Annotated in this window: 22 protein-coding genes and 1 pseudogene; 10 read left to right on the top strand and 13 right to left on the bottom strand. The window is 74.1% G+C overall.

Annotated features, from left to right (window positions below):
- A pseudogene (locus GNZ18_RS42910) lies at nt 1-313 on the bottom strand (hypothetical protein); the annotation flags it as partial.
- A gap of 481 nt (nt 314-794) precedes the next feature.
- Between GNZ18_RS42910 and GNZ18_RS39545 the strand changes: the two are divergent.
- Both GNZ18_RS39545 and GNZ18_RS39550 read left to right on the top strand, forming a co-directional pair.
- Complete coding sequence (locus tag GNZ18_RS39545; RefSeq protein ID WP_156222538.1) at nt 795-1,106, top strand: hypothetical protein; 312 nt, start codon at nt 795-797, stop codon at nt 1,104-1,106.
- Nucleotides 1,107-1,108: 2 nt separating this feature from the next.
- Entirely contained in the window at nt 1,109-1,930 is an 822-nt protein-coding gene (locus GNZ18_RS39550) for an STAS domain-containing protein (RefSeq protein WP_156222540.1), read from the top strand.
- A 270-nt stretch (nt 1,931-2,200) separates the two neighbouring features.
- Here GNZ18_RS39550 and GNZ18_RS39555 read toward each other — a convergent pair whose 3' ends face one another.
- Nucleotides 2,201-3,751 carry a purple acid phosphatase family protein gene (locus GNZ18_RS39555; protein WP_156222542.1) on the bottom strand — a complete coding sequence of 517 codons (1,551 nt, stop codon included), beginning with the start codon at nt 3,749-3,751 and terminating at the stop codon, nt 2,201-2,203.
- A 120-nt stretch (nt 3,752-3,871) separates the two neighbouring features.
- Nucleotides 3,872-4,210 (bottom strand): STAS domain-containing protein, encoded by a 339-nt coding sequence (locus GNZ18_RS39560; RefSeq protein ID WP_173391026.1) that lies wholly within the window; start codon nt 4,208-4,210, stop codon nt 3,872-3,874.
- 199 nt (nt 4,211-4,409) lie between these two features.
- Here GNZ18_RS39560 and GNZ18_RS39565 point away from each other — a divergent pair, with 199 nt between their 5' ends.
- The gene (locus GNZ18_RS39565; protein ID WP_246251309.1) at nt 4,410-5,369 is read left to right on the top strand and encodes a nitrilase-related carbon-nitrogen hydrolase; all 960 of its coding nucleotides are present in this window, start codon (nt 4,410-4,412) and stop codon (nt 5,367-5,369) included.
- Between the two features lie 10 nt (nt 5,370-5,379).
- Here the strand turns inward: GNZ18_RS39565 and GNZ18_RS43480 are convergent, their stop codons facing one another.
- Nucleotides 5,380-8,274, bottom strand: a complete 2,895-nt coding sequence (locus GNZ18_RS43480; RefSeq protein WP_312875013.1) for a helix-turn-helix transcriptional regulator — start codon at nt 8,272-8,274, stop codon at nt 5,380-5,382.
- Between the two features lie 90 nt (nt 8,275-8,364).
- On the opposite strand from GNZ18_RS43480, the gene GNZ18_RS39575 reads away from it, so the two are divergent.
- Nucleotides 8,365-9,336 carry a DNA polymerase domain-containing protein gene (locus tag GNZ18_RS39575; RefSeq protein ID WP_308166354.1) on the top strand — a complete coding sequence of 324 codons (972 nt, stop codon included), beginning with the start codon at nt 8,365-8,367 and terminating at the stop codon, nt 9,334-9,336.
- 303 nt (nt 9,337-9,639) lie between these two features.
- Here GNZ18_RS39575 and GNZ18_RS39580 read toward each other — a convergent pair whose 3' ends face one another.
- Nucleotides 9,640-10,548: a TauD/TfdA dioxygenase family protein gene (locus GNZ18_RS39580; RefSeq protein WP_156222546.1), complete on the bottom strand. Its 909-nt coding sequence runs from the start codon at nt 10,546-10,548 to the stop codon at nt 9,640-9,642.
- Nucleotides 10,549-10,826: 278 nt separating this feature from the next.
- Between GNZ18_RS39580 and GNZ18_RS39585 the strand changes: the two genes are divergently transcribed.
- Nucleotides 10,827-11,309, top strand: coding sequence for a VOC family protein (locus GNZ18_RS39585; protein ID WP_156222548.1), 483 nt, complete (start codon nt 10,827-10,829; stop codon nt 11,307-11,309).
- 54 nt (nt 11,310-11,363) lie between these two features.
- On the opposite strand, the gene GNZ18_RS39590 is transcribed toward GNZ18_RS39585, so the two are convergent.
- From GNZ18_RS39590 to GNZ18_RS39605, 4 genes are all read right to left on the bottom strand, one after another.
- On the bottom strand, nt 11,364-12,191 hold the full coding sequence (locus tag GNZ18_RS39590; RefSeq protein WP_156222550.1) for an aldo/keto reductase: 828 nt from the start codon (nt 12,189-12,191) through the stop codon (nt 11,364-11,366).
- A 148-nt stretch (nt 12,192-12,339) separates the two neighbouring features.
- A complete protein-coding gene (locus GNZ18_RS39595) occupies nt 12,340-12,957 on the bottom strand; it encodes a CBS domain-containing protein (RefSeq protein ID WP_156222552.1) in 618 nt (205 codons plus the stop codon).
- Between the two features lie 64 nt (nt 12,958-13,021).
- On the bottom strand, nt 13,022-13,312 hold the full coding sequence (locus tag GNZ18_RS39600) for a DUF6295 family protein (protein WP_156222554.1): 291 nt from the start codon (nt 13,310-13,312) through the stop codon (nt 13,022-13,024).
- An 18-nt stretch (nt 13,313-13,330) separates the two neighbouring features.
- On the bottom strand, nt 13,331-14,074 hold the full coding sequence (locus GNZ18_RS39605; protein WP_156222556.1) for a dienelactone hydrolase family protein: 744 nt from the start codon (nt 14,072-14,074) through the stop codon (nt 13,331-13,333).
- A 104-nt stretch (nt 14,075-14,178) separates the two neighbouring features.
- Between GNZ18_RS39605 and GNZ18_RS39610 the strand changes: the two genes are divergently transcribed.
- From GNZ18_RS39610 to GNZ18_RS39620, 3 genes are read left to right on the top strand one after another with little or no spacing between them, the layout of a single operon-like run.
- Complete coding sequence (locus GNZ18_RS39610; RefSeq protein WP_156222558.1) at nt 14,179-15,309, top strand: EfeM/EfeO family lipoprotein; 1,131 nt, start codon at nt 14,179-14,181, stop codon at nt 15,307-15,309.
- Complete coding sequence (locus GNZ18_RS39615; protein ID WP_216651588.1) at nt 15,306-16,493, top strand: Dyp-type peroxidase; 1,188 nt, start codon at nt 15,306-15,308, stop codon at nt 16,491-16,493. The genes GNZ18_RS39610 and GNZ18_RS39615 overlap by 4 nt, the downstream gene beginning before the upstream one ends.
- Nucleotides 16,494-16,521: 28 nt before the next feature.
- Complete coding sequence (locus GNZ18_RS39620) at nt 16,522-18,129, top strand: phospholipase C (RefSeq protein WP_156222560.1); 1,608 nt, start codon at nt 16,522-16,524, stop codon at nt 18,127-18,129.
- A 46-nt stretch (nt 18,130-18,175) separates the two neighbouring features.
- Here the strand turns inward: GNZ18_RS39620 and dmpG are convergent, their stop codons facing one another.
- The gene (gene dmpG, locus GNZ18_RS39625) at nt 18,176-19,207 is read right to left on the bottom strand and encodes a 4-hydroxy-2-oxovalerate aldolase (RefSeq protein ID WP_214620039.1); all 1,032 of its coding nucleotides are present in this window, start codon (nt 19,205-19,207) and stop codon (nt 18,176-18,178) included.
- Entirely contained in the window at nt 19,204-20,100 is an 897-nt protein-coding gene (locus GNZ18_RS39630; protein ID WP_156222562.1) for an acetaldehyde dehydrogenase (acetylating), read from the bottom strand. The genes dmpG and GNZ18_RS39630 overlap by 4 nt, the downstream gene beginning before the upstream one ends.
- A 142-nt stretch (nt 20,101-20,242) precedes the next feature.
- On the opposite strand from GNZ18_RS39630, the gene GNZ18_RS39635 reads away from it, so the two are divergent.
- Nucleotides 20,243-21,001, top strand: a complete 759-nt coding sequence (locus GNZ18_RS39635) for an IclR family transcriptional regulator (RefSeq protein WP_156222564.1) — start codon at nt 20,243-20,245, stop codon at nt 20,999-21,001.
- A 403-nt stretch (nt 21,002-21,404) separates the two neighbouring features.
- Entirely contained in the window at nt 21,405-21,971 is a 567-nt protein-coding gene (locus GNZ18_RS39640; RefSeq protein ID WP_156222566.1) for a hypothetical protein, read from the top strand.
- On the opposite strand, the gene GNZ18_RS39645 is transcribed toward GNZ18_RS39640, so the two are convergent.
- Nucleotides 21,946-22,998, bottom strand: a complete 1,053-nt coding sequence (locus GNZ18_RS39645; protein ID WP_156222568.1) for a ParB/RepB/Spo0J family partition protein — start codon at nt 22,996-22,998, stop codon at nt 21,946-21,948. The two genes, GNZ18_RS39640 and GNZ18_RS39645, sit on opposite strands and share 26 nt — an antisense overlap.
- Before the next feature lie 244 nt (nt 22,999-23,242).
- Nucleotides 23,243-24,301: an alpha/beta hydrolase-fold protein gene (locus GNZ18_RS39650; protein ID WP_156222571.1), complete on the bottom strand. Its 1,059-nt coding sequence runs from the start codon at nt 24,299-24,301 to the stop codon at nt 23,243-23,245.
- Between the last annotated feature and the right edge of the window lie 65 nt (nt 24,302-24,366).

A 24,366-nucleotide genomic window follows, 5' to 3' on the forward strand; every position in this document is an offset into this window, starting at 1 on the left:
TGCCCAGCCATTGCAGGTGGTCGAGTTTGTTGATCAGGCCGCGCAGGTCGCCGTAGCCGTCGCCGTTGGAATCGGCGTAGCCCCGGACCGACACCTCATAGAACACCGCCGTCTTGAACCAATGCGGCTGCCGTGGCGTCTCGGTGCGGAAGGGATCGGCGACCGGCTGCGCCAAAGGCTCGGGCGGCTCCGGCGGTGGCCCGGCGGCGGGCGAAGGGGCGGGCTCCAGGGCCTCCACGGTCTCCAGAAGAAGCGGATCGGCGACATCCGCGCCCGCGTTCGCGTCGCCGCCGGTGTTCTTCTGGACAGGCATGGGGCACCCCGGAGTATTGGAGACATCTAGATCAGCAATTCCCCGGTGCCGCGGTCCGGGACGTGCGCGACGTCCAACCGTTCGTAAATTCTCAGTACGCTCCGAGATTCTCGGCGCCTCCCTTCTGCCCAGGCCCATCCGGGGGACACCAGGCGGCAGGCGTGGTGCCGGGATCCACGCCACCATCGCTTCGGCGCGAGGTTCACCAGGAAACGGTCATCGCATGGCCGAGCCTTGGTGTCACCGGAGAAAGGCGATGCAAAATCACGGCCATTTCCGCTCGTGTCAGGGGCGTTGCGTCGTGACGCTGCTTGCCGCGCGGCGGCTGTGTCATGTCCGTGTTTTTAGATTCGTCGCTTTTTCCGCCCTGGCGCCCGGGTAGATCGCCTCCATGCTCACGACCCGCCGCCCGATGCGGGCCGGCGGGCGGCCAATGACCACCGGACGGAACGGATCTTCGTCCGCGGCGATCGGAGGGGCAGTGGAGCGCTGGGAGAAGTCGCCATCGGTCGTGCCGGCGCGCGAGGGCCTCGTGGCGCGGCTGCGCGTTCGTTTCGCGGACGTCCCGGCCGAGAGCGTGCGCCGCTGCGTGGACGACCTGTGGTGCTGCTGCGCGCATCTCGGAGTGCGGCTTGAGGAGCAGGCGATCGAGCGCCTCGCGGAGTCCCGGCTGACGGGCGTCGTGCGAGGCGCCCGCCCGCCCTATCCCGATCCTCCGCCCTGTCCGGACGGCGGCGGAACCGCTTCGTCCACCCTGGCCCGCGCGGCCGTGAGAACTCCGATCGGGATGTGACCATGCGAGACACCTCCGTGCCGGGCCTGGAGATCGGGACCCGGCGGGGCTTCACCGTGCTGCGCCTCCCCGCGCAGGTGAGCTGGCAGAACTACGCGGGCATCAGGGAGGGCGTGTGCCGGGCGCTGGCCCCGGCGGCGAGCACGGCCGGGACGGGACGGCGCCGCGCGGGCGTCGTCGTCGACTTCGGGGAGTCGGTCCTGCTGGACGCGTCGGGCCTCGTCCTGCTGGCCCGCACCGAGACCCGCGCCCAACTGCTCGGCTGCCCGCTGCGCGCCGTCGTGCCCGCGGTCGACGGGCCGGTGCGGCGGGCGCTGCGGCTCACCGGCCTCGACCGGATCGTCCCGGTGTATCCGGACGTGGCGGCGGCGACGGCCGCGCCGCCCCCCGACGGCTCCCCGGCCGCCGTGGACACCGCGCACGTGCTCGACGCGATCCGGGCGATGCATCCCGGTGACGGCGACCTGCCGCCCGCGCCGGCGCCCGCGTCCGAACTGACGATCACCACGACCGGGGCCGGCGACGGCGACCACACGGTCGTGCACCTGTCGGGCGTCCTGGACCAGATCACGGTGCGGCGGCTCGGCGCGGCGCTGACCACGCTGGTCGAGGGCGACCTGCGGCACCTCATGGTGCGGATGCACGACAGGTTCGGGCTGCGCTGCGACCCGCTGCCGGTGCTGCTCGGCATCCGCTGGCGCGTCGCCGCCGAGGGCGGCTGCCTGTCGCTGCCCGCGCTGCCGGCCCGCCTCCGCGAGATCATCGACCGCGAGGGCCTGGGCTCGGCCTTCACCGCGTGCCGGGGCGGAACGGCACTCGCCTAAGGGCGTGCGCCCCGCGCGTGTTCTCCGTCCTTCTGCCCCGGCGTCAACTCGGCGTCCCGGTCGCGCGCGACCGGGCCGTCCCACGCCTCGGCCCGGAACGACCACGTTCCCGTCTCCGGTCGGCGTCACCCCGGCTCCGGCTTCCCCCGCATGCGCCCGGCACCCGCCCCCGTCCATGCCCCGCCCGCAGCCCCGGGCGTCTCCCGGACGAGAAGATCACGCGAAGAGGTCCCCGCGCGGGTGCGGCCGCCCCCACCCGGCGAGAGCGGGTCAGGCGCGCGTCCGGCGGGCGATCGTGAAGCGGTCGATCTCGGTGCCGTTCTCGGCCAGCGCGCGGACGGACAGCGTCGCCGTCCGCCCGCGCCGGGCCGGGTCCACGTCCACGCGGATGAAGGAGTAGCCCGTGAAGCGGACGCGCGACCAGTGGACCGTCTCCGGCACCTTGTGGCCGGACCTGTCCCACGCGTAGGTCGCCACCGAGTCGAGGGGCTTCTCGTGGCCCTCGTAGGAGTCGGGCACGGGGAAGCTGTAGAGGCTCTTGCCCGCGCCGCCCGCCGTGACGTAGACGACGCCGTCGGTCTGCGGACGGGCCGTCCCGCCGATCGGGACCTCCCGGCCGACCGCGCCGCCCTTGACGGCGTCGGTGCGCTCGTAGACGTGGTTGTGCCCGTTGATGACGAGATCGACCTGGTACTTCTCGAACAGCGGCACCCACGCGTCGCGCACCCCGCCCTCGGAGGCGTGCTGGTTCGTCGTGGAGAACGCGCAGTGGTGGAAGAACACGACGACGAAGTCGATGTCGCGGCGCTGCCGCAGCCCCTTGAGCCGCGCGTCGAGCCACGCGGTCTGGCGCCCCTTGGACAGGTCCAGGTTCGCGGGGATCTCGTAGGAGACGTCGTTGGCGTCCAGCGAGATCACGGCGGTGTCGCCGTAGACGAAGGAGTACACGCCCGGCAGGTTCTCCGGGTCGGGGCCGTTGCGCGGCAGCGGGAAGCGGGCCTCCTCGCCGCCGTAGCCGTTGGGGGAGTACCACGCCTCCATGTCGTGGTTCCCGTAGGACACCATCCACGGCACCTGCTTGGCGACCGTCTCGGTCTGGGCGAGGAACTGGTCCCACAGGCGGGCGTCGAAGGTGTCGGTCGGCTTGCCCGCGCCCGAGGAGTCGGCGTAGCAGATGTCACCGGCGTGCAGGTGGAACGCCGGGTTCTGCGCGAGGATCAGGCTGTCGTTGCCGAGCGCGTGGTAGCTGACGCCCTGGTCGCCGAACGCGGTGAAGGTGAACGCGCGCGGGCCGCGCGGCGCGGTGGTGAACGTCCCGATCGTCCCGGCGAGGTGGGCGTGGGCGGGGTCGAAGCCGTCGTGGCCCACGCCGTAGTAGTAGGTGGTCCCCGGGCGGAGCCGGTCGAGCGCGACGTGCAGGTAGTACTGCGTCACGTCCGGGCTGGCGCCGACCCCGGCGGGGGTGTGCAGCGCGCGGACCTCGGCGGGGATCCGCTGCGAGAGGCTCCACGGGTGCGTCCCGACGCGGAGGAACGGCTTGCGCACCGCGACCGGCACCTGCCAGGACACCCGCATCTGCGTGGACGGGTCCTCGCCGAACGTCAGGTGCCGTCCGATCGGCGCGACCAGCGCGCCCTCGACGCGGACGGGCGCGGGCTTCAGATGGGGCGTGGCCGCCGCCCGCGCGGTGCCGGCGGCCGCGCCGCCCGCCGCGAGCGCGCCCGCGGCGACCGCGCCGCCGCGCAGGAGGCCGCGGCGGGAGAACCTGGCGCGGAGGTGGTCGTGCTGCTCCGCCATGCTCAGGTGGTCGGGAGCACCCATGCGAGGTGTGTTCACGTTAGAGCAGGGTGGCGCACGGACGGGGCGCCCCCGTGAACACCAGGTGTTCGGGAGATTTCCCCCCCGAGGATCAGAGCCGGGGGACCGGGAGCCGGGAGGGGGTCAGCGCTGCGGGACGGCGAGCGCCTCCATCGCGGTGGCCACGTCCGGGGCGATCGCGACGCGGCGCTGGAGGCCCGCCACGTCCGACACCCGGCGGACGATCCCCCGCTGGGGCAGCACGACCCACATCGGCACGCCCAACTCGCTCGCCCGTGCCTGCGACCGGATGATCACGTTCAGTCCGTTGGAGTCGCAGAACGCGCACTCGGTCAGGTCGAGCACGAGGCCGGGTGCCCCCGCGTCGAGCACGTCGAGGGCCTGGGCGAGGATCGCCTCGCCGTTGCTCAGATCGACCTCGGCGGGAAACTCCAGTACGCCGCAGGTCTCCGTGCTCTCCACTCGCGCTACACCGAGATCCATCGCCAGCCCCAAAGTCCAGTCCTCACCTGACGGCAGCCGGGGGTACTTCACTGCGACTGTAAGCCCCAAAGTTGGACGAAACCTGAAAGAGATGGTCAAGTCTCGGGACTCCCTCCACCATCCTGGCCTGTCCCACGTTTACTACGATTGATCCGGATTTGCCGTCTTGGGAGAACGCATGCGCGAACCGCTCACCGTCGCCGTGGCGCAGCCCGTCTGCGTGCCCTACGACGTGGAGGTCAACGCGCGCGCCCACGCGGCGGCGGTCCGGTCCGCGCGCTCCCGGGTCGTGGTCTTTCCCGAGCTCTCGCTGACCGGCTACGAGCTGGACGCTCCCGCCCTCTCCCCGGACGACCCGCGCCTCGCGCCCCTCCTCGACGCCTGCCGCGAGACCGGCTCCCTCGCGCTCGCGGGGGCGCCCGTGGCCGGCGACACCGCCGGTGAGGCGATCGCGACGCTCGCGGTCGGCGGCGAGGCGGCGATCGCCTACCGCAAGCTGAACCTGGGCGGCGCCGAGGCGGAGCGGTTCACGCCGGGGTCCGGGCCGTCCGTCCTGACCGTGGACGGGTGGCGCCTCGGCCTCGCGATCTGCAAGGACCTCGGCGTCCCCGAGCACGCCGCCGGGACCGCCGCGCTCGGCATCGACGCCTACGTCGCGGGCGTGTGCGAGGACGACGCGTCCGTCCTCGCCGAGCGGGCCCACCGCGTCGCGACGACGCACGACGTGTGGGTGGCGGTCGCGAGCTTCGCCGGGAACACCGGCCCCTACCTCCCGGCGGCCGGGTGCTCCGGCGTCCGCGCGGCGGGCGGGCCCGTGATCGCCCAGGCGGGCGCGGGCACCGGCGAGATCGCCCGCGCGACCCTGCACGCCCCCGCGCTGATCGACGGGGGTGACAAGTCGTGCGTCCGGCTGCTGCTGGAGCTGCGCGGCCACATCGCCGGGCTCGGCCCGGGGACGGTCGTCCACCTGATCGCCACCGACCCCGCCGCGCCGATCGACCTGCCCGCCTGGTGCCACCTCACCGGCCACACCTACCTGGGGCCCGCCGCGTCCCCCGACGGGCGTCCGGCGTACGCGCTCCAGGTGGTCGAGGACGCCCGCCCGACCGACCCCGACTCGCCCTGGCGCCCCCGCTGACGGCGTGGCCTCAGCCGTCGTCGAACAGGTGGAGCCGGTGCGCGGTCGCCGCCGCCTCGCCGCGCCCGGACACCCCGAGCTTGGCCAGGATGTTGGACACGTGCACGCTCGCGGTCTTGGCGGAGATGAACAGCGCCGCCGCGATCTCCCGGTTGCTGCGCCCCGCCGCGACCAGCCGCAGCACCTCCGCCTCGCGGGGGGTGAGCCCCAGTCGGGGCGGCTCCGGCTCGGCGCCGCCGAGCGTGATCCGCGCCCGCCGGGCCAGCCGCGCCGCCTTGTCGCGCAGCGGCGCCGCGCGCAGATCCGCCGCGAGCCGGTCCGCGCGCCGCAGCCGGGCGCCCGCCGCGTTCCGGTCGCCGTCCGCGATCGCCGCCTCCGCCGTGCGGACCAGCGCGAACGCCGTCGAATGCGGCTGCTCCAGCGCGTCCCACGCGGCGACGGCCGCCTCCCAGGCGGCCCGGTCGAGCACGCCCTCCGCCCGCGCCGCCTCGGCGGCGAACGTGAGCCGGTGGGCCTCCTGCACCGGGCCGTGGACGCTCATCCCCGCCACCCGCGCCCGGATCGCCGCGAGCGGGCCGGTGTCGCCGAGCGCGGCGCAGGCGGTCGCGGCGGTCACCAGCGCGGGCAGCGCGTACCGGGGGCCGTCGGGCAGGTCCTCGTCGGTCATGACCGGGTCGAGCGCGGCCAGCGCGTCCGCCGCCCGGCCGCGTCCGAGCGCGACGAGCGCCTCCAGGCGGCACACGGGGAACAGGTGCTGCGCGCGGCGCGCGGCGCCGAGGGCGATGAGCTCGCGCGCGGCCGCCGCCTCCGCCGCCGCCGCGTCCAGGTCGCCGCGGGCCACCGCGACCCCGCCCGCGAGGAAGACCAGGCCGCCGCGGATCACGTTCGGCGGGTCCTGCGCGAGGGCCCGGCCGATCACCGCGAGCGCCTCGTCCCAGTGGCCGAGCGAGACCAGCGGCTCGGCCGTGTTGATCGCCAGGTAGGCCCCGGTGGTGCGCGCCACCCCGTACCGCTCGGCCCTGGCGATCCCCTCCGCCGCGACGGCGGCGGCCTCCCGGTGCCGGCCGAACATCTCCAGGACGTCGGCCCGGTTGACCAGCGAGCGCATCAGCGGGTCGATCGCCTGGACCTCCCCGGCCAGCTCGGCGACCCGGTCGATGCGGGCGAGGCACGCCTCCAGGTCGCCGTCGCGCAGCACCTGGTCCCAGGCGAGCCGCAGGCCCAGCTCGATCTCGGGCTCCACGTCGCCGACGGCCCGCGCGACCTCCATCGCCTCCTCGGCCGCCGCGCGCGACTCGTCCCGGGTGCCGTGCAGCCCGGCGGTCTGGTGCGCGAGCGTCGCGAGGACGCGCGCCCGGGTGCGGCTGGGCGGGTAGGCGGGCACGATCCGGGCGGCGGTGCGGAAGTCGTTCACCGCGTCGTCGCGGGCGAGCTTCATGCCCATCAGCCCGCGCCGCTGGTACAGGCGGGCGGCGCGCATCGGGTCCTCGGCCTCCAGGCCCGGCGTGGCCAGCGCGGCGTTCGCCAGCCGCACGCCCCGCTCCGACTCCCCGGCGAGCCAGGCGAACGTCACGGCCTGCTCCATGACCTCCGCGTGCGGGACGCCGATGCGGTGCGCCGCGTCCGGCACCCGGTCCCACAGCTCCAGCACCCGCGAGGCCATCCGCAGCGACTCGGCGTGGGCGAGGGCCTTGCGCGTCTCGCCGACCGCCTCCCACGCGCCGGTCAGCGCCCGGACGACGTCGTGCGCCGCGTACCAGTGGTAGGCGAGCGTCACCGCGCGCTGCCGGGCGGGCATCAGCCCGGGACGCTCCTCCAGCACCCGGGCGTAGCGCGCGTGCAGCCGGGTCCGCTCCCCGGGGAGGAGATCGTCGTGGACGGCCTCGCGGATCAGCGCGTGGCGGAACGCGTACCCGTCGCCGTCCACCACGAGCGCGTTGGACGCCACGGCCGGGCGCAGCCCCCGCGTGAGGGCCTGCTCGTCCAGCCCGGTGACGGCGGCGAGCAGCTCGTGCTCGATCCGGGCGCCGCCCCCGGCCGCGACCCGCAGGATCTCCTGCGTCTCCTCCGGCAGCCGGTGGACGGCGCCGAGCAGCAGGTCGCGCAGCGACTCCGGCAGGTCGGCGTCGCCGCCGGAGCCGAGCAGCGCCTCCACGAACAGCGGGTTGCCCTCGCTGCGCGCGAACACCTCCTCCAGCCTCGCGGCGGGCGGCTCCGCGCCGAGGACGCCCCGGACCAGCTCGCGCACCTCCTCCCGGCCGAGCCGCGCGACCTCGACGCGCCGGACGCCGGGCACCCGGTCCAGCTCGGTCAGCAGCGGCCGCAGCGGATGGGACCGGTGCACCTCGTCGGTCCGGTAGGTGGCGACGATCAGCAGCGGGACGCCCGCGCCCAGGTTGCGGACGAGGAACACCAGCAGGTCGCGGGTCGACCGGTCGGCCCAGTGGGCGTCCTCGACGGCCAGCACGACCGGGCCGTCGGCCGCCAGCCGCTCCAGCAGCGTGAGGACCAGCTCGAACAGCCGGGCCCTGGCCTCGGCCGTGAAGGCGTCCCCGTCGGCCTCCCCGAAGTCGGGCAGCAGCCGCCCGAGCCCGGGGGCGGCCCCGGCGGGCAGCAGCGCGCCGACCCCGTCCACGCCGATGTCGCGGACGAGCTGGCGCATCGCGGCGGTGAACGGCGCGAACGGCAGGCCCTCGGTGCCGAGTTCCAGGCAGCCGCCGGCCAGGAACCGCGCGCCCTGCGCCCGCCACCGGTCGGCGAACACGCCGAGCAGCCGGGACTTGCCGACGCCCGCCTCGCCGCCGAGCAGGACCGCCGAGGGCGTCCCCTCGCGCGCCGCGCGGAACGCCGCGTCCAGCTCGCCCGACTCCCGGACGCGCCCGACCAGCCGGGGCGGTACGTACACCCGCGTCTCCCTCGTCCGTGGACCGTGACGCTACAAGAGTGCCCGACACCGGGACGAGGCGCTGTCGGGGGTGCGTGCGAAGCTGGGAATGTGAGCGCCGATGAGGAACGGGACGGGGTCGCGCTGACCAACCTCGGCCAGCCGCTGTTCGCGGGGGCCGAGGCGACCAAGCGCGATCTCGTCGACTATCTGGACGCCGTCTCGGGGCGGCTCGTCCGCCAGCTCGCGGGTCGGCCGCTGTCGGTCGTCCGCGTGCTGCGCGGCCAGAAGCCGTTCATGCAGAAGAACGTGCCCAGGTACACACCGCCGTTCGTCCGGACTGTGACGATCTGGGCGGAGACGTCCCAGCGCGAGGTGTCCTACGCGCTGTGCGACGACCGCCGGACGCTGCTGTGGTTCGCGAACCAGCGCGCGGTGGAATACCACCCGCCGCTCGCGCTGGCCGCCGACCCGGGCCACCCCACGCACCTCGTCATGGACCTCGACCCGCCGTCCGGCGGCGCGTTCGCGTCCGTGGCCCGGGCCGCGCACCTGGTGCGCCGCGCGCTCACCGACCTGGGCATGGACGGCGCGGTGAAGACCAGCGGCGCCAAGGGCCTGCACGTGTTCGTCCCGCTCGACGGCCGCGCGCCGGTCGAGGACGTGGCGGCCGCGACCCGCGCGCTCGCCGCCCGCGCCGAGCGCCTCGACCCCGACCTCGCGACGACCGCGTTCATCCGCGAGGACCGCGCGGGCAAGGTCTTCCTCGACTCCACCCGGGCCGGCGGCGCGACCGTGGCCGCCGCCTACAGCCCGCGGATCCGCCCCGGCGTGCCGGTCTCGTTCCCGGTGCCGTGGGAGGAGCTGGACGACGTGGACCCGCGCGCCTTCACCATCCGCGAAGCCGTCCGGCTGCTCGCCGACCGCGACCCCTGGGCCGAGCTGATGCCCGACCCGCAGGCGCTGCCCGCCGACCTGGTCGAGGAGGGGCACACGATCCCGATCGCCCGCGTCCAGGCCATGCACGAGGGCAAACGCCGGGCCCGGGCCCGCCGCGCCGCCGAACCCGACGGCAAGGCGTAGCCGCGGACGGCGAGGCGCGGGTCCGCTGGATGGGCAGGGGCGCCCGGGGGCGCCCGGGGGCGTCAGGTGGCGGAACACCCCCGGGCGGGTCCCGTGATGGCCCCGGCCACCGCGCGGGCGCGCCGGCTGAGCGGTGGGGCGGCGCCGGAGGCGAGCCCCGCCGGGAAGACCGCGAAGCGGTGCCGCGCCCGCCACGGCGCGGTCAGGGCCCGAGCCGTCGGGCGAGTGCCTTGGGCCGGGGCTTCATGAGCACGGCCGTCAGGCGAGCGCCTTGGGCCGTGACGTGAAAGGAGGCCGGTCCTTTCAGGCGGCGCGGGCCGGGGTGTAGTGCGGGGCGGCGTCGCCTTCGAGGATGTAGCTGCGGTCGCCGGTCACGCCCGCCGGGGCGTCGCCCGCGACCGTGACGCGGTGCAGGACGCGCGGCTGGTCGCCGTAGTCGTCGGGCGCGTAGTGCTGGGTGATCCGGTTGTCGAACAGCACGAGGTCGCCCGGCCGCCACCGGACGCGCACGATGTTCTCCGGCCGCGTCACATACGACTGGAAGATCCGCAGGATGTCGCGCGACTCCGTCCCGGACAGCCCGATGAGCTTCTGCGCGAACCCGCCGATGAACAGGCCGCGCTCGCCGGTCTCGGGGTGCACGCGCACGACGGGGTGCGCGGTCCGGTAGCGGCGGGACGCGAACACCCTGCGGTACTCGGCGGCCTTCTCGGCGTTGGTGCTCGGCACCGCGTAGTCGTAGTCGTTGGTGTGGACGGCCCACAGCCCGTCGGCGAACTCGCGGAGCGGGCGCGGCAGGTCGCGGTAGGCGGTGGCCGTGTTGGCGATCAGCGTCTCGCCCCCGTAGGGCGGGACGACGAGGGCGCGCAGCGTGCTCAGCTTCGGCGGCGTCCGGACGAACGTGACGTCGGTGTGCCAGGTGTTGGAGCGGATGCCCTCCTCGCCCCGGACGGGCAGGATGTCGGGCCGCCCGTCCACGGACGGCACCGTCGGGTGCGCCCTGGTCAGCTCCCCGAACCGGGCGGCGAAGGCGAGTTGGCCGTCGTCGTCGAGCCCGGCGTCGCGGAACACCAGCGCCTTGTGCCGCCGCAGCGCGAGGACGATCTCTTCGAGGGGGAGGGTGAGCGGGTCGACGTCGGTGAACTCGGCGCCGATGCGGCCGCCGATCTGGCGCGCGGTCCGGTGGACGGGCTCGCTGATGGTCTGGGACATGGGTGGTTCCTCTCTCGCGGCTGGTCTGGCGGCGGACGGTCGGGGGACGGTCAGCCCGGACAGCCCGCGGAGATCACGCGGAGGAGGTCCACATGCCGCCTGCGAACGAGGAGCCGGGAGCGCATGCCGGTATCAGAACACGCGGAGCGACCGTAAAGCAACTATTCCTACCGATTTAGTGTAGAAAATCGCCCGGCAACGGATTTCGCGTGCCGCGATGAGTTTCGGGAACGACTCCGGTCGGTATCGGTGAAGGCTCCAACGACCGGGAGGTACCGATGTCCGGCAAGGGATTCACCACCTGCCTGTGGTTCGACGGCAAGGCCGAGGAGGCCGCGCACCACTATGTCTCGATCTTCAAGGACGCCGCGCTCGGGAAGGTCGTCCGCACCGGCCCGGCCGGCCCCGGCCCCGCCGGGGAGGTGCTGACCGTCGAGTTCGAGCTGAACGGGCAGCGGTTCGTCGGGCTGAACGGCGGCCCGCAGTTCACCTTCGACGAGGCCATCTCGTTCCAGATCCACTGCGCCGACCAGGACGAGGTGGACTACTACTGGGACCGCCTCGTCGAGGGCGGCGGAGCCGAGTCCGAGTGCGGCTGGCTGAAGGACAAGTACGGCGTGTCGTGGCAGGTCGTCCCGGACGGGCTGGTCGAGATGATCGGCGACGCCGACCAGGAGCGCTCCGCGCGCGCCATGCGGGCGATGCTGAGCATGCAGAAGATCGACATCGCCGCGGTCAGAAAGGCGTTCGACGGCGCCTAGGGGTATGTTCCGGGGCCCGGCCGATGGCACTCGCCCGCGCCTTCGGCGGGCCGGTCAGCGTGCCGCCCCGAGGGAATCGAGCCGGAGCAGTTCGTCCTCGGCCAGTCCCAGGTCGGCGGCGGCGATGTTGGAGCGCAGATGCCGGACGCTGGTGGTCCCCGGGAGCGGGACCACCGGCACGCCATGTACCTCTTGCCGGTGATGCGCCCAGGCCAGTGCGACCTGCCCGGGCCCGGTGCCGTGGACACCGCCGATCTCGTCCAGGGCGGCGCGCAGGTCGCTTGCTCCCCGTTCGTCGGCTGCGGCTGGAGCCTGATGCAGGAGACCGTGGCCGGTCGGGGAATGCGCCACGACGACCGTCCCCAGCCCGGCCGCCACGGGCAGCAGTTCCCGCTCGATGTCGCGCTCGACCAGCGACCACTGCTCCTGTAGCGCGGCGATCGGGTGGACGGCGTGCGCGCGGCGCAGGTCCTCCGCCGTGACGTTGGACAGGCCGAGGGCGCGCACCTTTCCCTGGGCGACCAGCCCGGCCATCGCTCCGACGGTCTCCTCGATGGGCGTCTCCCCGCTGCGATGGTGCAGGTAGTACAGGTCGATGACGTCGACGCCGAGCCGTCGCAGGCTCGCCTCGCACGCCTGCCGCACATAGGACGGATCGGCCCGCACGTCGAAGCCGCCCGCGACCCGGTCCCGCCACACCAGCCCGAACTTGGAGGCCAGCAGCACCTCGTCCCGCCGCCCCCTGATCGTCCGGCCGACCAGGTCCTCGTTCCGGTAGGCGTCGGCCGTGTCCACCATCGTGATCCCGGCGTCCAGGGCGGCGTGGACGACCGCCACCGGGTCGCGATCGGCGTCGCCGGCGTTTCCGCGACCCAACCTCATGGCGCCGAATCCCTGGCGCCCGAAAGCGTCCCGGTCCACGGCCCGACGCGTCGTCGTGTCATCGGATGTCATGGACCAGAACGCTAGAACCTCAAGCGCGGTTCAGATCAAGCCCGCGGAGTGCCGCTCACCACACTTCGCAAGGCCCTCAGGGGCGCACCGGGCGGATCGACACCTGGCGCACGCCCGGGACGGTGCGCGCGAGCACCTCGGCGATGCGGCGGGCGGGCTCGCCGGCCGCGCCGCGCAGCTCCACCGCGCCGCCGTCCACGGAGACGTCGAAGGGGGCGCCGGGGCCGAGTTCGGCGATCGCGGCGAGCACGTCGTCGCGGATGCGGGCGTCGCCCCGCGCCAGCACCGAGACGAGGTCGCGGCGGCTGAGGACGCCGACGATGGCGGGGCCGTCCAGGACGGGGACGCACCTGATCCGCGTCCGCATCATCAGCTCGGCCAGCTCCGCGACATCGGTGCCGGGGCGCGCCGTCTCCACCTCGCGGGTCATGACGTCGCCGACGTGGCGCGGCGACGGCGTCCCGGGACCGGCGCTCCCGGACGGGGCGGTGCGGGGGCGGGCGAACGCGCGCGGGTCGGCCTCGAACTCGCCGAGCAGCAGGTCCATCTCGCTGACGATGCCGACCAGCCGCCCGCCGTCCACGACGGGCAGCGCGGTGATCTCGTGCTCGTCCAGGACGCGGATGGCCTGCCGCACGGTCGCCGACGGCGGGATCGTCACGACGGGCGACGTCATCGCCTCACGGACCAGCATGGCGTTCTCCTTTGCTCGCCTCCCCACCCTCTCCCCACGCGCGGACCGTCGTATGCGTCCCGGGTCAGCCGCGCTCGGCCGGTTCGCCTCCGCGCGCGGCCAGTCCGGGCGGCGCGGACGCGAGCGCCTTCTGGATCGCCTCGACCAGCGCGAGCGCCGCCTCCTCGGTCAGCTCGACCGCCGCCCGCGCGGACGGGCCGTCCGCCGGGTTGGTGAAGTCGATGTTGAGCGTGTGCTCCCGCGCGGCGTGCTGCGGGTGGTCGACGTAGACGGCGCCGTCGGTGAGGGTGAACCAGCCGGACGCGCCCTTGGCGGCGCCGTCCAGCTCGACCTTGTGGGTGGCGTAGGTGCACATGAGAGCCTCCGGGGGGCGTCAGGCGGACAGGTGGCGGCCGTAGAACGCGAGGATCTTCTTCCAGCCGTCCACGGCGGCCTCGGGACGGTAGGACGGGCGGTCCACGGCGAAGAACGCGTGCCCGGCGCCCGGGTAGGAGTGGAACTCGTGCTCCTTGCCCAGCCGGGTCAGCTCGGCGTCCAGCGCGGCGACCTCGTCCGGGGCGGGGAAGCGGTCCTCGGCGCCGAACAGGCCGAGCAGCGGGCACGACAGGTCGGGGGCGCGCGAGAGCAGCGGCGCGACCTTGAGCGGGGCGTCGGCGGGCGGCGCCTCGACGACGAACGCGCCGTAGCAGTCGACGGCGGCGTCGAGGTCGAGCGAGCAGGCGGCCAGGAAGCTCTGCCGCCCGCCCGAGCAGAAGCCGATGACGCCGACCTTCCCGTTGGCGTGGTCGAGGGAGTTCAGGTGGGCCGCCGCGGCGGCCACGTCGCCGACGAGCTGCTCGTCGGGGACGCCGCCCTTGGCGCGGGCGGCGGCGGCCTGGTCGTCGGGGCCGACCCCGGCCCCCTCGCGGGAGAACAGGTTGGGGCAGATCGCCGCGTGACCGTGCGCGGCGAACGTGCGGACGATCTCCTTGCTCGCCGCGTCGTAGCCGGGCAGGTGGTGGATCACCACCACGCCGCCGCGCGGGGCGCCGCCCACCGGCCGGGCGAGGTACGCCTCGACCTCGGCGCCCCCGTGCCCGCTGATCGTCGTCGTTCCCGCGTGCATCGCGTCGTCCATGGCGGGCCGCGCCTCCGTTCCACTCGCTTCCGGGTGGTGTTCCGTCACCAGGACGACACGCTACGCGTGCCGGGAGGGGCCGGGCGTCCTAGAGTGTCGGCGTCATGCGGGTGTCGTCGATCGTCGTGGGCGCGGTGGTGCTGCTCGCCGCGTCCGGTGACGTCGTGCCCGGCGGCGCGGCGCCGCAGCGGCGGGTGATCGACGCGGCGGCCGGGCGGTGCGGCGCGGGGTGGACGGCCGGGCGCGCCGGGCGGCGGACGCTGCTGGTCGGCAACAGCGGCGCCGCCGTCGCCGAGGTCACGCTGGTCGACGCCGCGACCGGCGCCGTCCACGCGGAGGTCGAGGGGCTGGCGCCGGGGACCGTCCGGCCGGTGCGGGTCAGGCTCGGCGCGGGCGCGTACCGGTTCCGCTGCGCCGTCGAGGACGCCGTGGACCCGGTCGCGGGCCCCGTGGTCCGGGTCGTCGGGCCCGGACGCGGCGGACCGGCGGTCGTCCCGGTCGGGGAGAGCGACCTGTACGGCCCGGCGCGTTCCTACCGCGCCTACGTAACGGGCGGGCTCGGCCGCCTCGCGTCCCGGACGGAGCGGCTCCGCGACGCCGTCCACCGCCGCGACCGGGCCGCCGCGCGCGCCGCGTGGACGCCCGCGCACCTCGCCTACGCGCGCCTCGGCGCGGCCTACGGAGCCTTCGGCGACCTCGCGGACGCCGTGGACGGCCTCCCGGCCGGGCTGCCCGGCGGTGCGGGCGACCCGGGGTTCACCGGGTTCCACCGGCTGGAGCGCGGGCTGTGGCGCGGCGAGCCGATGGCCGGCCTCGCGCCGGTCGCCGACCGGCTGGCACGCGACGTGCGAGCCCTGCGCGCGGCCTTCCGCGACGAGCGCGTCGACCCCGCCGACCTGCCGCTGCGCGCGCACGAGATCCTGGAGGACACGCTGCGCGTCGAGCTGACCGGCGCCGCCGACCAGGGCAGCGGCACGGCCCTGCGGACGGTCGCGGCGCACCTGGAGGGCACCCGCGAGGTGGTCGGCGTGCTCCGGCCCGTCCTGCGGCCGAGGTTCCCCGCCCTCGCCGAGGTGGACGCCTGGATGGACCGCCTGGACGCGCTGCTCAGGGGCCGCTCCTCGCTCGGCGCGCTGGCGCGCGAGGAGCGCGGGCGGCTGAACGGGACGGTCGGGCGGCTCGTCGAGCTGCTCGCGTCCGTCGCGACCATCGCGCAGCCGAGGCGGACCCGGTGACGGGCAGGCGCGCGTTCCTGCGCGGCGCGCTGGCGGCCGGTGCCACCGGCGCGGCGGGCCTCGGCGAGCCGGTGCCGGCCGGCTCCGCGGCCCGGCCCGCGCGGGGCTTCCACGGCGAGCACCAGGCGGGCGTCCTGGAGGAGCCCGCGCGGCGGACGGCCGTCGCGGCGTTCGACGTCATCGCGGGCGACCGCCGCGAGCTGACCGACCTGATGCGCGCGCTGACCGAGCGCGCCCGCGCCCTGACCTCCGGCGGCGCGCCCGACGAGCCGGGCATCGCCGGGCCGCCCGCCGACTCCGGCGTGCTCGGCCCGGACGTGCCGGGCGGCGGGCTGCTGGTGACGGTCGGCGTGGGCGCGTCGCTGTTCGACGGCCGGTTCGGTCCGGCCGCGCGCAGGCCGCCCGGCCTCGTCCGCATGCCGGTGTTCCCCGACGACGACCTCGACCCCGCCTGGTGCCACGGCGACCTCAGCGTCCAGCTGTCGGCGCCCGACGAGGACACCGTCCTGCACGCGCTGCGCGACATCACCCGGCACACGCGCGGCGCGGCGCAGCCCCGGTGGCGGATCGGCGGGTTCAGCGCCCCGCCGAGGCCGGACGGCGCGCCCCGCAACCTGCTGGGCTTCAAGGACGGCACCGCCAACCCCGACCCGTCCGACGCGCGCGAGATGGACCGGCTCGTGTGGATCGGCGGACGCGACCCCGCGGCGGGCGGCACCTATGCCGCGATCCGGCTGATCCGGATGCTGGTGGAGTTCTGGGACCGGGTCGGGCTGCCCGAGCAGGAGCGGATGTTCGGCCGCCGCCGCGACACCGGCGCGCCGCTCGACGGCGTCCACGAGCGCGACGAACCCCGCTACGCCGAGGACCCGGCCGGCGCGGTCATCCCGCTGACCAGCCACATCAGGCGCGCGAACCCGCGCACCGCGGAGGCGTCCGGGCGCCGGATCCTGCGCCGCGCCTTCAACTACGACCGGGGCATGGACGGCGCGGGCGAGTTGGACATGGGCATGATCTTCACCAGCTACCAGCGCGACCTGCGGGCCCAGTTCGAGGCCGTCCAGCGGCGGCTGGCGGGCGAGCCGCTGACCGACTACGTCAGCCCGTTCGGCGGCGGCTACTTCCTCGTCCTGCCCGGGGTCCGGGACGCGGCGGACTTCCTCGGTCGCGGGCTGATCACCTAGAGTGGGCGCGGAGCGCGAGGAGGCGGCGATGGGCCCGGGAACCAGGAGTCGGCGGGCGGCCCTCGCCCTCGCGGCGGCCGGAACGCTCGCGGCCGCGTCCGGCTGCGGCTCGGGCGGCGGCGACCGGCCGGAGACGCTCGGCCCGTCCAGCGCCTTCCAGGGCACCCGGACGCCGATCGAGCACGTGGTCGTCATCTTCGGCGAGAACATCTCCTACGACCATTACTTCGGCACCTATCCCAAGGCGGCGAACACCGACGGGACGCGGTTCACCCCGGCCAGGCGCACCCCTCGCGCCGACGGGCTGACGGAGCGGCTGCTCAAGCACAACCCCAACCGCTACAACCCGCGCCGCCTCACCCACGAGCAGGCGCTCACCTGCGACCAGGACCACTCCTACGCCGCCGAGCAGAAGGCCGTCAACGGCGGGCGCATGGACAGGTTCGTGGAATACACCGAGCGGGAGAAATGCGGCGGGCAGCCGATCCTGTTCGGCGCGCCCGGCCTCGTCATGGACTACTACGACGGCAACACCGTCACCGCGATGTGGAACTACGCGCAGCACTACGCGATGAGCGACAACTCCTGGGACACCATCTTCGGGCCGTCCACGCCCGGCGCGCTCAACCTGGCCTCCGGGCAGACCCACGGCGCCTACGCGGTGGACCCGGTCACGCACAGGAAGGTGACGGACGCGTCGGTCGTCCAGTCCCCGGACGCCGACGGCGTCGGCACGGTCATCAACGACCCGCAGCCCGCCTTCGACGACTGCTCCGCCAAGAACCACACCGCGAAGAACAACCTGGCGGTGATGACCGGCCGCAACATCGGCGACCTGCTGAACGCCAAGAACATCACCTGGGGCTGGTTCCAGGGCGGGTTCCGCCCGACCGGCGAGGCGAACGGCTACGCGGTGTGCGGCGCGACGCACGAGAACATCGGCGGCAACCCGGTCGTCGACTACATCCCGCACCACGAGCCGTTCCAGTACTACAGGTCGACCGCGAACGAGAAGCACCTGCCGCCGTCCTCGCCCGCCGCGATCGGGCGCACCGACCGCGCCAACCACCAGTACGACCTGGCCGACTTCGACACCGCGCTGAAGACCGGGCACCTGCCCGCCGTCAGCTTCCTCAAGGCCCCCGCCCACCAGGACGGGCACGCCGGATACTCCGACCCGCTGGACGAGCAGCGGTTCGTCGCGGCGTCCGTCAACAGCGTCCAGCGGTCGCCGGAGTGGCGCTCCACCGCGATCGTCCTCGCCTACGACGACTCCGACGGCTGGTACGACCACCGCGCGCCGACGATCCGCAACGGCTCGGCGGACGCGGCGGTCGACTCCCCGCATTGCGTCGGCGGCCCGCCCCCCGCGGGCGGTTTCCAGGACCGCTGCGGCCCGAGCCAGCGGCTGCCGCTGCTGGTCGTGTCCCCGTACGCGCGGGTGAACCACGTCGACCACCGACCCACCGAGCAGACCTCCGTGCTGCGGTTCATCGAGGACAACTGGGGTCTCGGACGCGTCGGCGGCGCCTCGTTCGACGCGCGGGCGGGCACGCTGGACGGCCTGTTCGACTTCCGCCGCCCGCGCGCCGGCCGGCTGCTCCTCGACCCGGCGACCGGTGCGCCCGCCCGCTGACCTGGCGCGCCCGCCCGCTGACCCCGCCTTCCTCCCCGCGCCGCCGTCAGGACGCGCGCTCGCGCTCGGCGGCGAGCCCGAGCGCCACGTCGATGATCATGTCCTCCTGGCCGCCGACGTATCCGGCCTCGCCGACCCGCTGCAGGATCTCGTGCGCCGGGACGCCGTAGCGTTCGGCGGCGCGCTCGGCGTGCAGCAGGAAGCTGGAGTACACGCCCGCGTAGCCCTGGGTGATCGCGCCCCGGTCGGCGAACGGCAGCCGCTCCAGGAACGGCTTGACGACGTCGTCGGCGGCGGCGAGGGCGCCCTGCACGTCCACCCCGGTCGGGACGCCGAGCCGCTCGAACGTCGCGACCAGCACCTCGGTGGGGGAGTTGCCCGCGCCCGCGCCGAGCGCGCACAGCGCCCCGTCGATCTGCCGGGCGCCGTTCTGCTGCGCGAGGACGGAGTTGGCGACGCCGAGCGAGAGGTTCTGGTGGCCGTGGAAGCCGACCTGCGCCTCGTGCCCGATCTCCCGCACCAGCGCGCCGACCCGCTCCTGCGCCTCGCCGAGGACGAGCGCCCCGGCCGAGTCCACGACGTAGACGCACTGGGCGCCGCCGTCCACCATGATCCGCGCCTGCGCCGCCAGCTCGTCCGGGCCGATCCGGTGCGAGAGCATCAGGAAGCCGACGGTCTCCATGCCGAGGTCGCGGGCGGCGGCGAAGTGCTGGAGCGACACGTCCGCCTCGGTGCAGTGGGTGGCGATCCGGGCGACCGACGCCCCGGCGCCGTGCGCCCTGCGCAGGTCCTCGACCGTCCCGAGGCCGGGCAGCAGGAGGACGGCGATCTTCGCGGCGGCGGCCTCGTCGACGGCGGCGGCGACGAGCTTGATGTCGTCCTCCAGCGAGAAGCCGTAGTTGAAGGACGAGCCGCCCAGCCCGTCGCCGTGGGTGACCTCGATGACCTCCACGCCCGCGCGGTCCAGGGCGTGCACGACGCCGCGGACCTGCTCCTCGGTGAAGCGGTGCGCCATCGCGTGGCTGCCGTCCCGCAGCGTCGAGTCCGTGATCCTGATCTTGTCCGCCGGTCCGTTCACGCCGCCGCCTTTCCGCGCGCGAGCTGCTCGCCCACCCGGGCGGCCGCCGCCGTCATGATGTCGAGGTTGCCCGCCCACTCGGGCAGGTGGTCGCCGTTGCCCCGCACCTCCAGGAACACCGCGACCCTGGCCATGCCGTTCCAGATGTCGCGGGGCCCGTCGAACTGCGGCTCGGCGCGCAGCGTGTAGCCGGGCACGTAGGCCGCGACCTCGGCCACCATCTTCTCCACCGACGCGGCGATCGCGTCGGTGTCGGCGTCGGCGGGGATGGCGCAGAACACCGTGTCCCGCATGATCATCGGTGGCGAGACGGGGTTCAGGATGATGATGGCCTTGCCCCGCGCGGCGCCGCCGACGCGCTCGATCGCGCGGGCCGTGGTCTGGGTGAACTCGTCGATGTTCGCGCGGGTGCCGGGCCCCGCCGACCGGGACGCGATGGAGGCGACGATCTCCGCGTAGGGCACCGGGACCACCGAGGACACCGCGTGCACGATCGGGACCGTCGCCTGCCCGCCGCACGTGATCATGTTGAGGTTCGCGGCGTCGGCCAGCGTGTCCAGGTTGACCGGCGGGCACACGAACGGCCCGGCCGCGGCCGGGGTCAGGTCGATCGCGGTGATCCCGGCGGCCGCGTAGCGCGGGGCGTTGGCGAGGTGGGCCTTCGCGGACGTGGCCTCGAAGACCAGGTCGGGCGGGGCGGCCTGCGCCAGCAGCCAGTCGACGCCCTCGGCCGAGGCGGGCACGCCCAGCGCGCGGGCCCGCGCGAGCCCGTCGGACGCCGGGTCCACCCCGACCATCGAGTGGACCTCGACCAGGTCGCTGCGCAGCAGCTTGACCAGCAGGTCGGTGCCGATGTTGCCGGGCCCGACGATCGCCGCCGTCAGCCTGCTCATGATCCCTCCTTGGTGAGGCGGGCCGGGGCCGGACCGGTCCGGCCCCGGCGGGCGCCTCGTCGTGACCGAGCCTGGCCCCGGCGGCGGAGGGGCGGCAACGAACGCGTCCCGTCACGTGGGACACGTCTCTTACAGTGGGGGAATGCCGTCCGAGGACACCTTTCTCCGCCGCGCCGTCGCGGTGCTGTCCGCGTTCCGCGCGGACGACGACGGCCTCGGCGCGGCCGAGTTGGCCCGGCGCAGCGGGCTGCCGCGCTCGACGGCGCACCGGATCGCGCTCGACCTGGTCGGGGCGGGGCTGCTGGAGCGGCAGGGCACGCGGGTGCGGCTCGGGCTGGCGCTGTTCGAGATCGGCCAGCGGGTGCCCCGGCAGCGGGTGCTGCGGGACGCGGCGGTCCCGCTGATGTCGGACCTGCGGGAGGCGACGCGGCAGACCGTCCACCTGGCGGTGCTGGAGGGCGCCGAGGTCGTCTACGTCGAGATCCTCGGCTCGCCGGGCGGGCCGCCGCTGCCCTCGCAGGTCGGCGGGCGGCTGCCCGCGCACGTGACGGGCGTCGGCAAGGCGATCCTCGCGTTCTCCCCGCCGGAGGTCGTGCGCTCGGTGCTCGCGGCGGGGCCGGTCAGGACGAGCGGGCGGGGCGTCCCGGCGCCGGGGCTGCTGGCCCGCGAACTGGCCCGGATCCGCGAGGAGGGCGTCGCCTACGACCGCGAGGAGTCGGGCAGCGGCATCGTCTGCGCGGCGAGCCCCGTCCTCGGCCCGGACGGGGAGGCCCTCGGCGCGCTGTCGGTGTCGGGCCGCCCGACCCGGATGCGGCTCGCCGCCGTGGCACCCGCCGTCCACACGGCGGCGCTCACGCTGTCGCGGACGCTTCGCGAGAAGGCGCGCGACCCGTCCGCCTAGCCGCCGCCCCCGTCCTTTCCCGCGAAGTCAATGATCAGATCGGGTTTAATTGCCCGGCTGATGGGACGTTTATACCGGTCCCAGGGCGGCGGCCGGCCTGAGGGGTTGACCATGGGCTGAGCTGATGGTTTAAATATGTATGTCGAGTTCGCTCGCCCTCGCCACGAACAGCACGGAGCCCGCTCCGTCCGCGATGCCAGGGAACGGGGTCCACGGGGTGAAAAACTGTCCGATCCCGGCGGTGGTGAATATGGACGCCGGGCGTCTCAGCTCCTTCGGATTCGCCATCGAATCGCCCTTCGAAAAGGGTGCCGCGCGTTATCTGATAGGGCGTCGAATAAAGGGCGCGCATGCGGTCACCGGGCTTTTTGTCGAAGCCCCCGAGAATCTCGCGGGCACGCATGTGCGGATCGAGGAGGACCGTTCCGAGGGCTGGTGCGAGGTCCACACGTTCGTGCCGACGATGCGGCGGCCGGTGCGTTTGGGGGAGCGGTACGTCTTCGACCGCCTGCCGCTCACCGACGTGGGCTACCTGGACATCATGGCCTGGCCCTACCCTGGCCTCACCCCGGCGGACGGCGCGGCGGCCGACCTGTCGTGGAGCCGCTGGCCGCAGGCCCGGCCGCGCCGCCTCCACGGCCCGCCCTCCACGCCCGGCCTCACCGTCACCGAGGCCGTCGGCCCCGACGGGTCGGTGCTCGCCCGGGTCGTCGCCCGCCGCCGCGAGGTGGTCCGGCGCTGGGAGGTCCTGGAGCCCGGCGGGCCGGGACTGGCCGGCCTGCCCAGGCAGGTCAGGGCCGCGCGCGGGCGGGACGGCCCGTGGACGCGGCTCGTCCGCGCCGGGGAGCCGGTGCCGGTCCCCGAGGGCGACTTCGAGCCCGGCCGGCTGGGCGCGGCGCTCACCGGGGCGCTCAGCGGAGCGCCCGCAGCCGGGCCCGGCGCGGTCACGACGGGGGAGCGAGGTCGATGACGCGGTCGCGGCTCTCCAACTCGTGCGCGAACTGGTACCACAGGCTGCCGCACTGGCGGGCCAGCGTGGCGAGGGACTGGAGGCGGTAGGCGGGGACGGCGTCCACGAGCTGGTCCCAGTCGCCCTGGCTGATGAGGTGGGAGTGGAGCCAGCGCAGCAGCGCGCGGCCCGCGTCGGTCTGTTTGAGAGCCGGATCCCGGAGGAGGCTGTGCAATATGGAGCGCGCGTCGATATCGGGGGCTTTTCCCTTTGTGCCCGCCTGTTGTTCCTCGGTTCGATCCGCCGGCTCGTCGGGCCCGAGCCGCTGTTCCACCCGCAGCCGCACCCGGGAGCTCTCCGGGCTTTCTCCGCGCCGCACGCGCTGCCGGACGTCGTGCGCCGTTCCCACGGAGATCCCGGCGTTGGCCGCGATCTCCCGAAGCGAGGCACTGGGCCGCTCGGCAATGATCTCCGCCGCGCGGCGCCTCCCTTCCTGGCTGCTCAAAGGGCGCATGCGCCCGTCGACGCCCACCCGCGTGCTCGACTGGAAGTTTTCCCCACTTGAGCGATTTCGCATGGAACTCACCGTCTTGTGCGCGAGTCCGGTGTAGGAGCCGATGGCGCGGTCGGAAAGCTGGGGGTGCGTGGCGAGGATTCGGGCCGCCGCGCCCCGCCGGTCGGCGAGCGTCAGCGGAAGGCCGTGCACGATGTTGGCCTTCACCGCCTGGATGAAGCCCTCGTCCTCGGTGCCGTCGAAGAAGACGACCTGAATCTCCTTTCTTCCGGTCAGCATCGCCGCCCGCAGCCGGTGCATCCCGTCGATGACCCGCATGGTGCTACGGTGCACCAGGATCGGCGGGAGGGTGGTCTCCATTTCGGCGAGCCGGCGAACATGCTCCTCGTCCATTCCGCCGAGCCGGGGTGAATCGGCGGGCAGCAGCGAATTGATGGAGACGATGGAGGCGTTGTGCACCTGCCGGCCCGGCGCGGGCGCGGTCCCGGCCTGCTGACCGAGACGAGGTTGAGGATTGTGCGCATCCCGTTCCATCTCGTATCTCTTTTCATCTCATGGACGCCGATACGGCCGCTGTCCTCGCGTCGGCGCCCCCCGATCCACGGCCCGGCGGGAGGCGGCGACGACGCGCGACGATCCGACCACGGTACGTGCTGTCGCCGGTTCCCATCGCTACTCCATGGAGTATTGATATCTATCTCGGTGAGCGTAAAAGAATGTCTGAGCACAAGCCATGCACAAGAGGACTTGACAGCCCGGCGCCGAGCGTATTAGGTCGTCAGGGATTCTGCTCGGTATTGCTGGCGCGGGAGGGCGCGGCGAGCCGCTCAGTGAGCCATGCCAGGGAAAGGGGATAACGGCGTTCGATGCCGTTGTGCCCACCCGGGAAAAGCTCGAAATGAGTGATTTCGGAGGGTACGCCCGCCTCGGCCAGGGCGTGCCTGAAAGCCTGGGCGCCGACATCCAGGAATTGCTCGTCGGCGGTTCCGCCGTCGATCCAGACGCCGCGCGCCGAGCGCAGCGCGGCGGCGTGCCGGGCCACCATCCGGACGGGGTCCAGGGCCAGCCAGCGGCGCCAGACCGCGGGCCGGAGCCTCCCGCTCACCGGGTCGAAGGGCAGCTCGGGCACCCCGTCGCCGCCGGGGGAGAGGCAGGCGGCCATGCCCAGCATGATGTGCAGCGAGACGTCCTCGGGCCGGAGCCGCGGGCTTCGGGACCTGAAGTCCTCCCACCAGCGGAGGATGTCGCCGCCGTAGGCGCGCAGATGGCGGACGCACAGCGGGAACTTCGAGAAACAGGTGTACTCGAAAAGGGCGTCCCCGGCGTGCGTGGCGAGGGCGCCGAACAGGTCGGGCCGCAGCATCGGCGTGACCATCGCCCCGTAGCCGCCGCTGGACTTCCCGACGATGCCGCGGTGATCCCGTTCGGGCAGCGTCCGGTAATGCCGGTCCACGAAGGGCACGATCTCGTCGCACAGATAGGAGTGGTACCGCCCGGTGCCCGGCGAGTCCAGGAACTGGCTGCCGCCGTAGGTCGTCCAGGCGTCCACGAAGACGAGGAGCGCGGGTTCGGCCTCGCCGCCCGCGAACAGCGCGTCGGCGGCCTCGATGAAGGGCCGCTGGAACGGCATCCTGTTGAGCCACATCTCCAGTCGCCCGAAATAGCCCTGCAATACGTAGATGGTCGGATACCGTGCCGAGGAATCGTCGTACCCGGGCGGCACGTAGACCCACAGCGGGCGCTTGTGCGGGTCGCCGAGAGGATTCCCGCGAAGCAGTTCGCTATGGATCTCGTGGTCGTCCAGGCGGCCGGAAAGCTCACCGAGCCAGGGCAGCATCGTTCCTCCAGTTGAATCGTCACCGGGGTGAGTCCCGTCGGCTTGACTGTTTCCTCCGCGGGCGT

The organism is Actinomadura litoris, assembly GCF_009733595.1.
Lineage (GTDB): Bacteria > Actinomycetota > Actinomycetes > Streptosporangiales > Streptosporangiaceae > Spirillospora > Spirillospora litoris.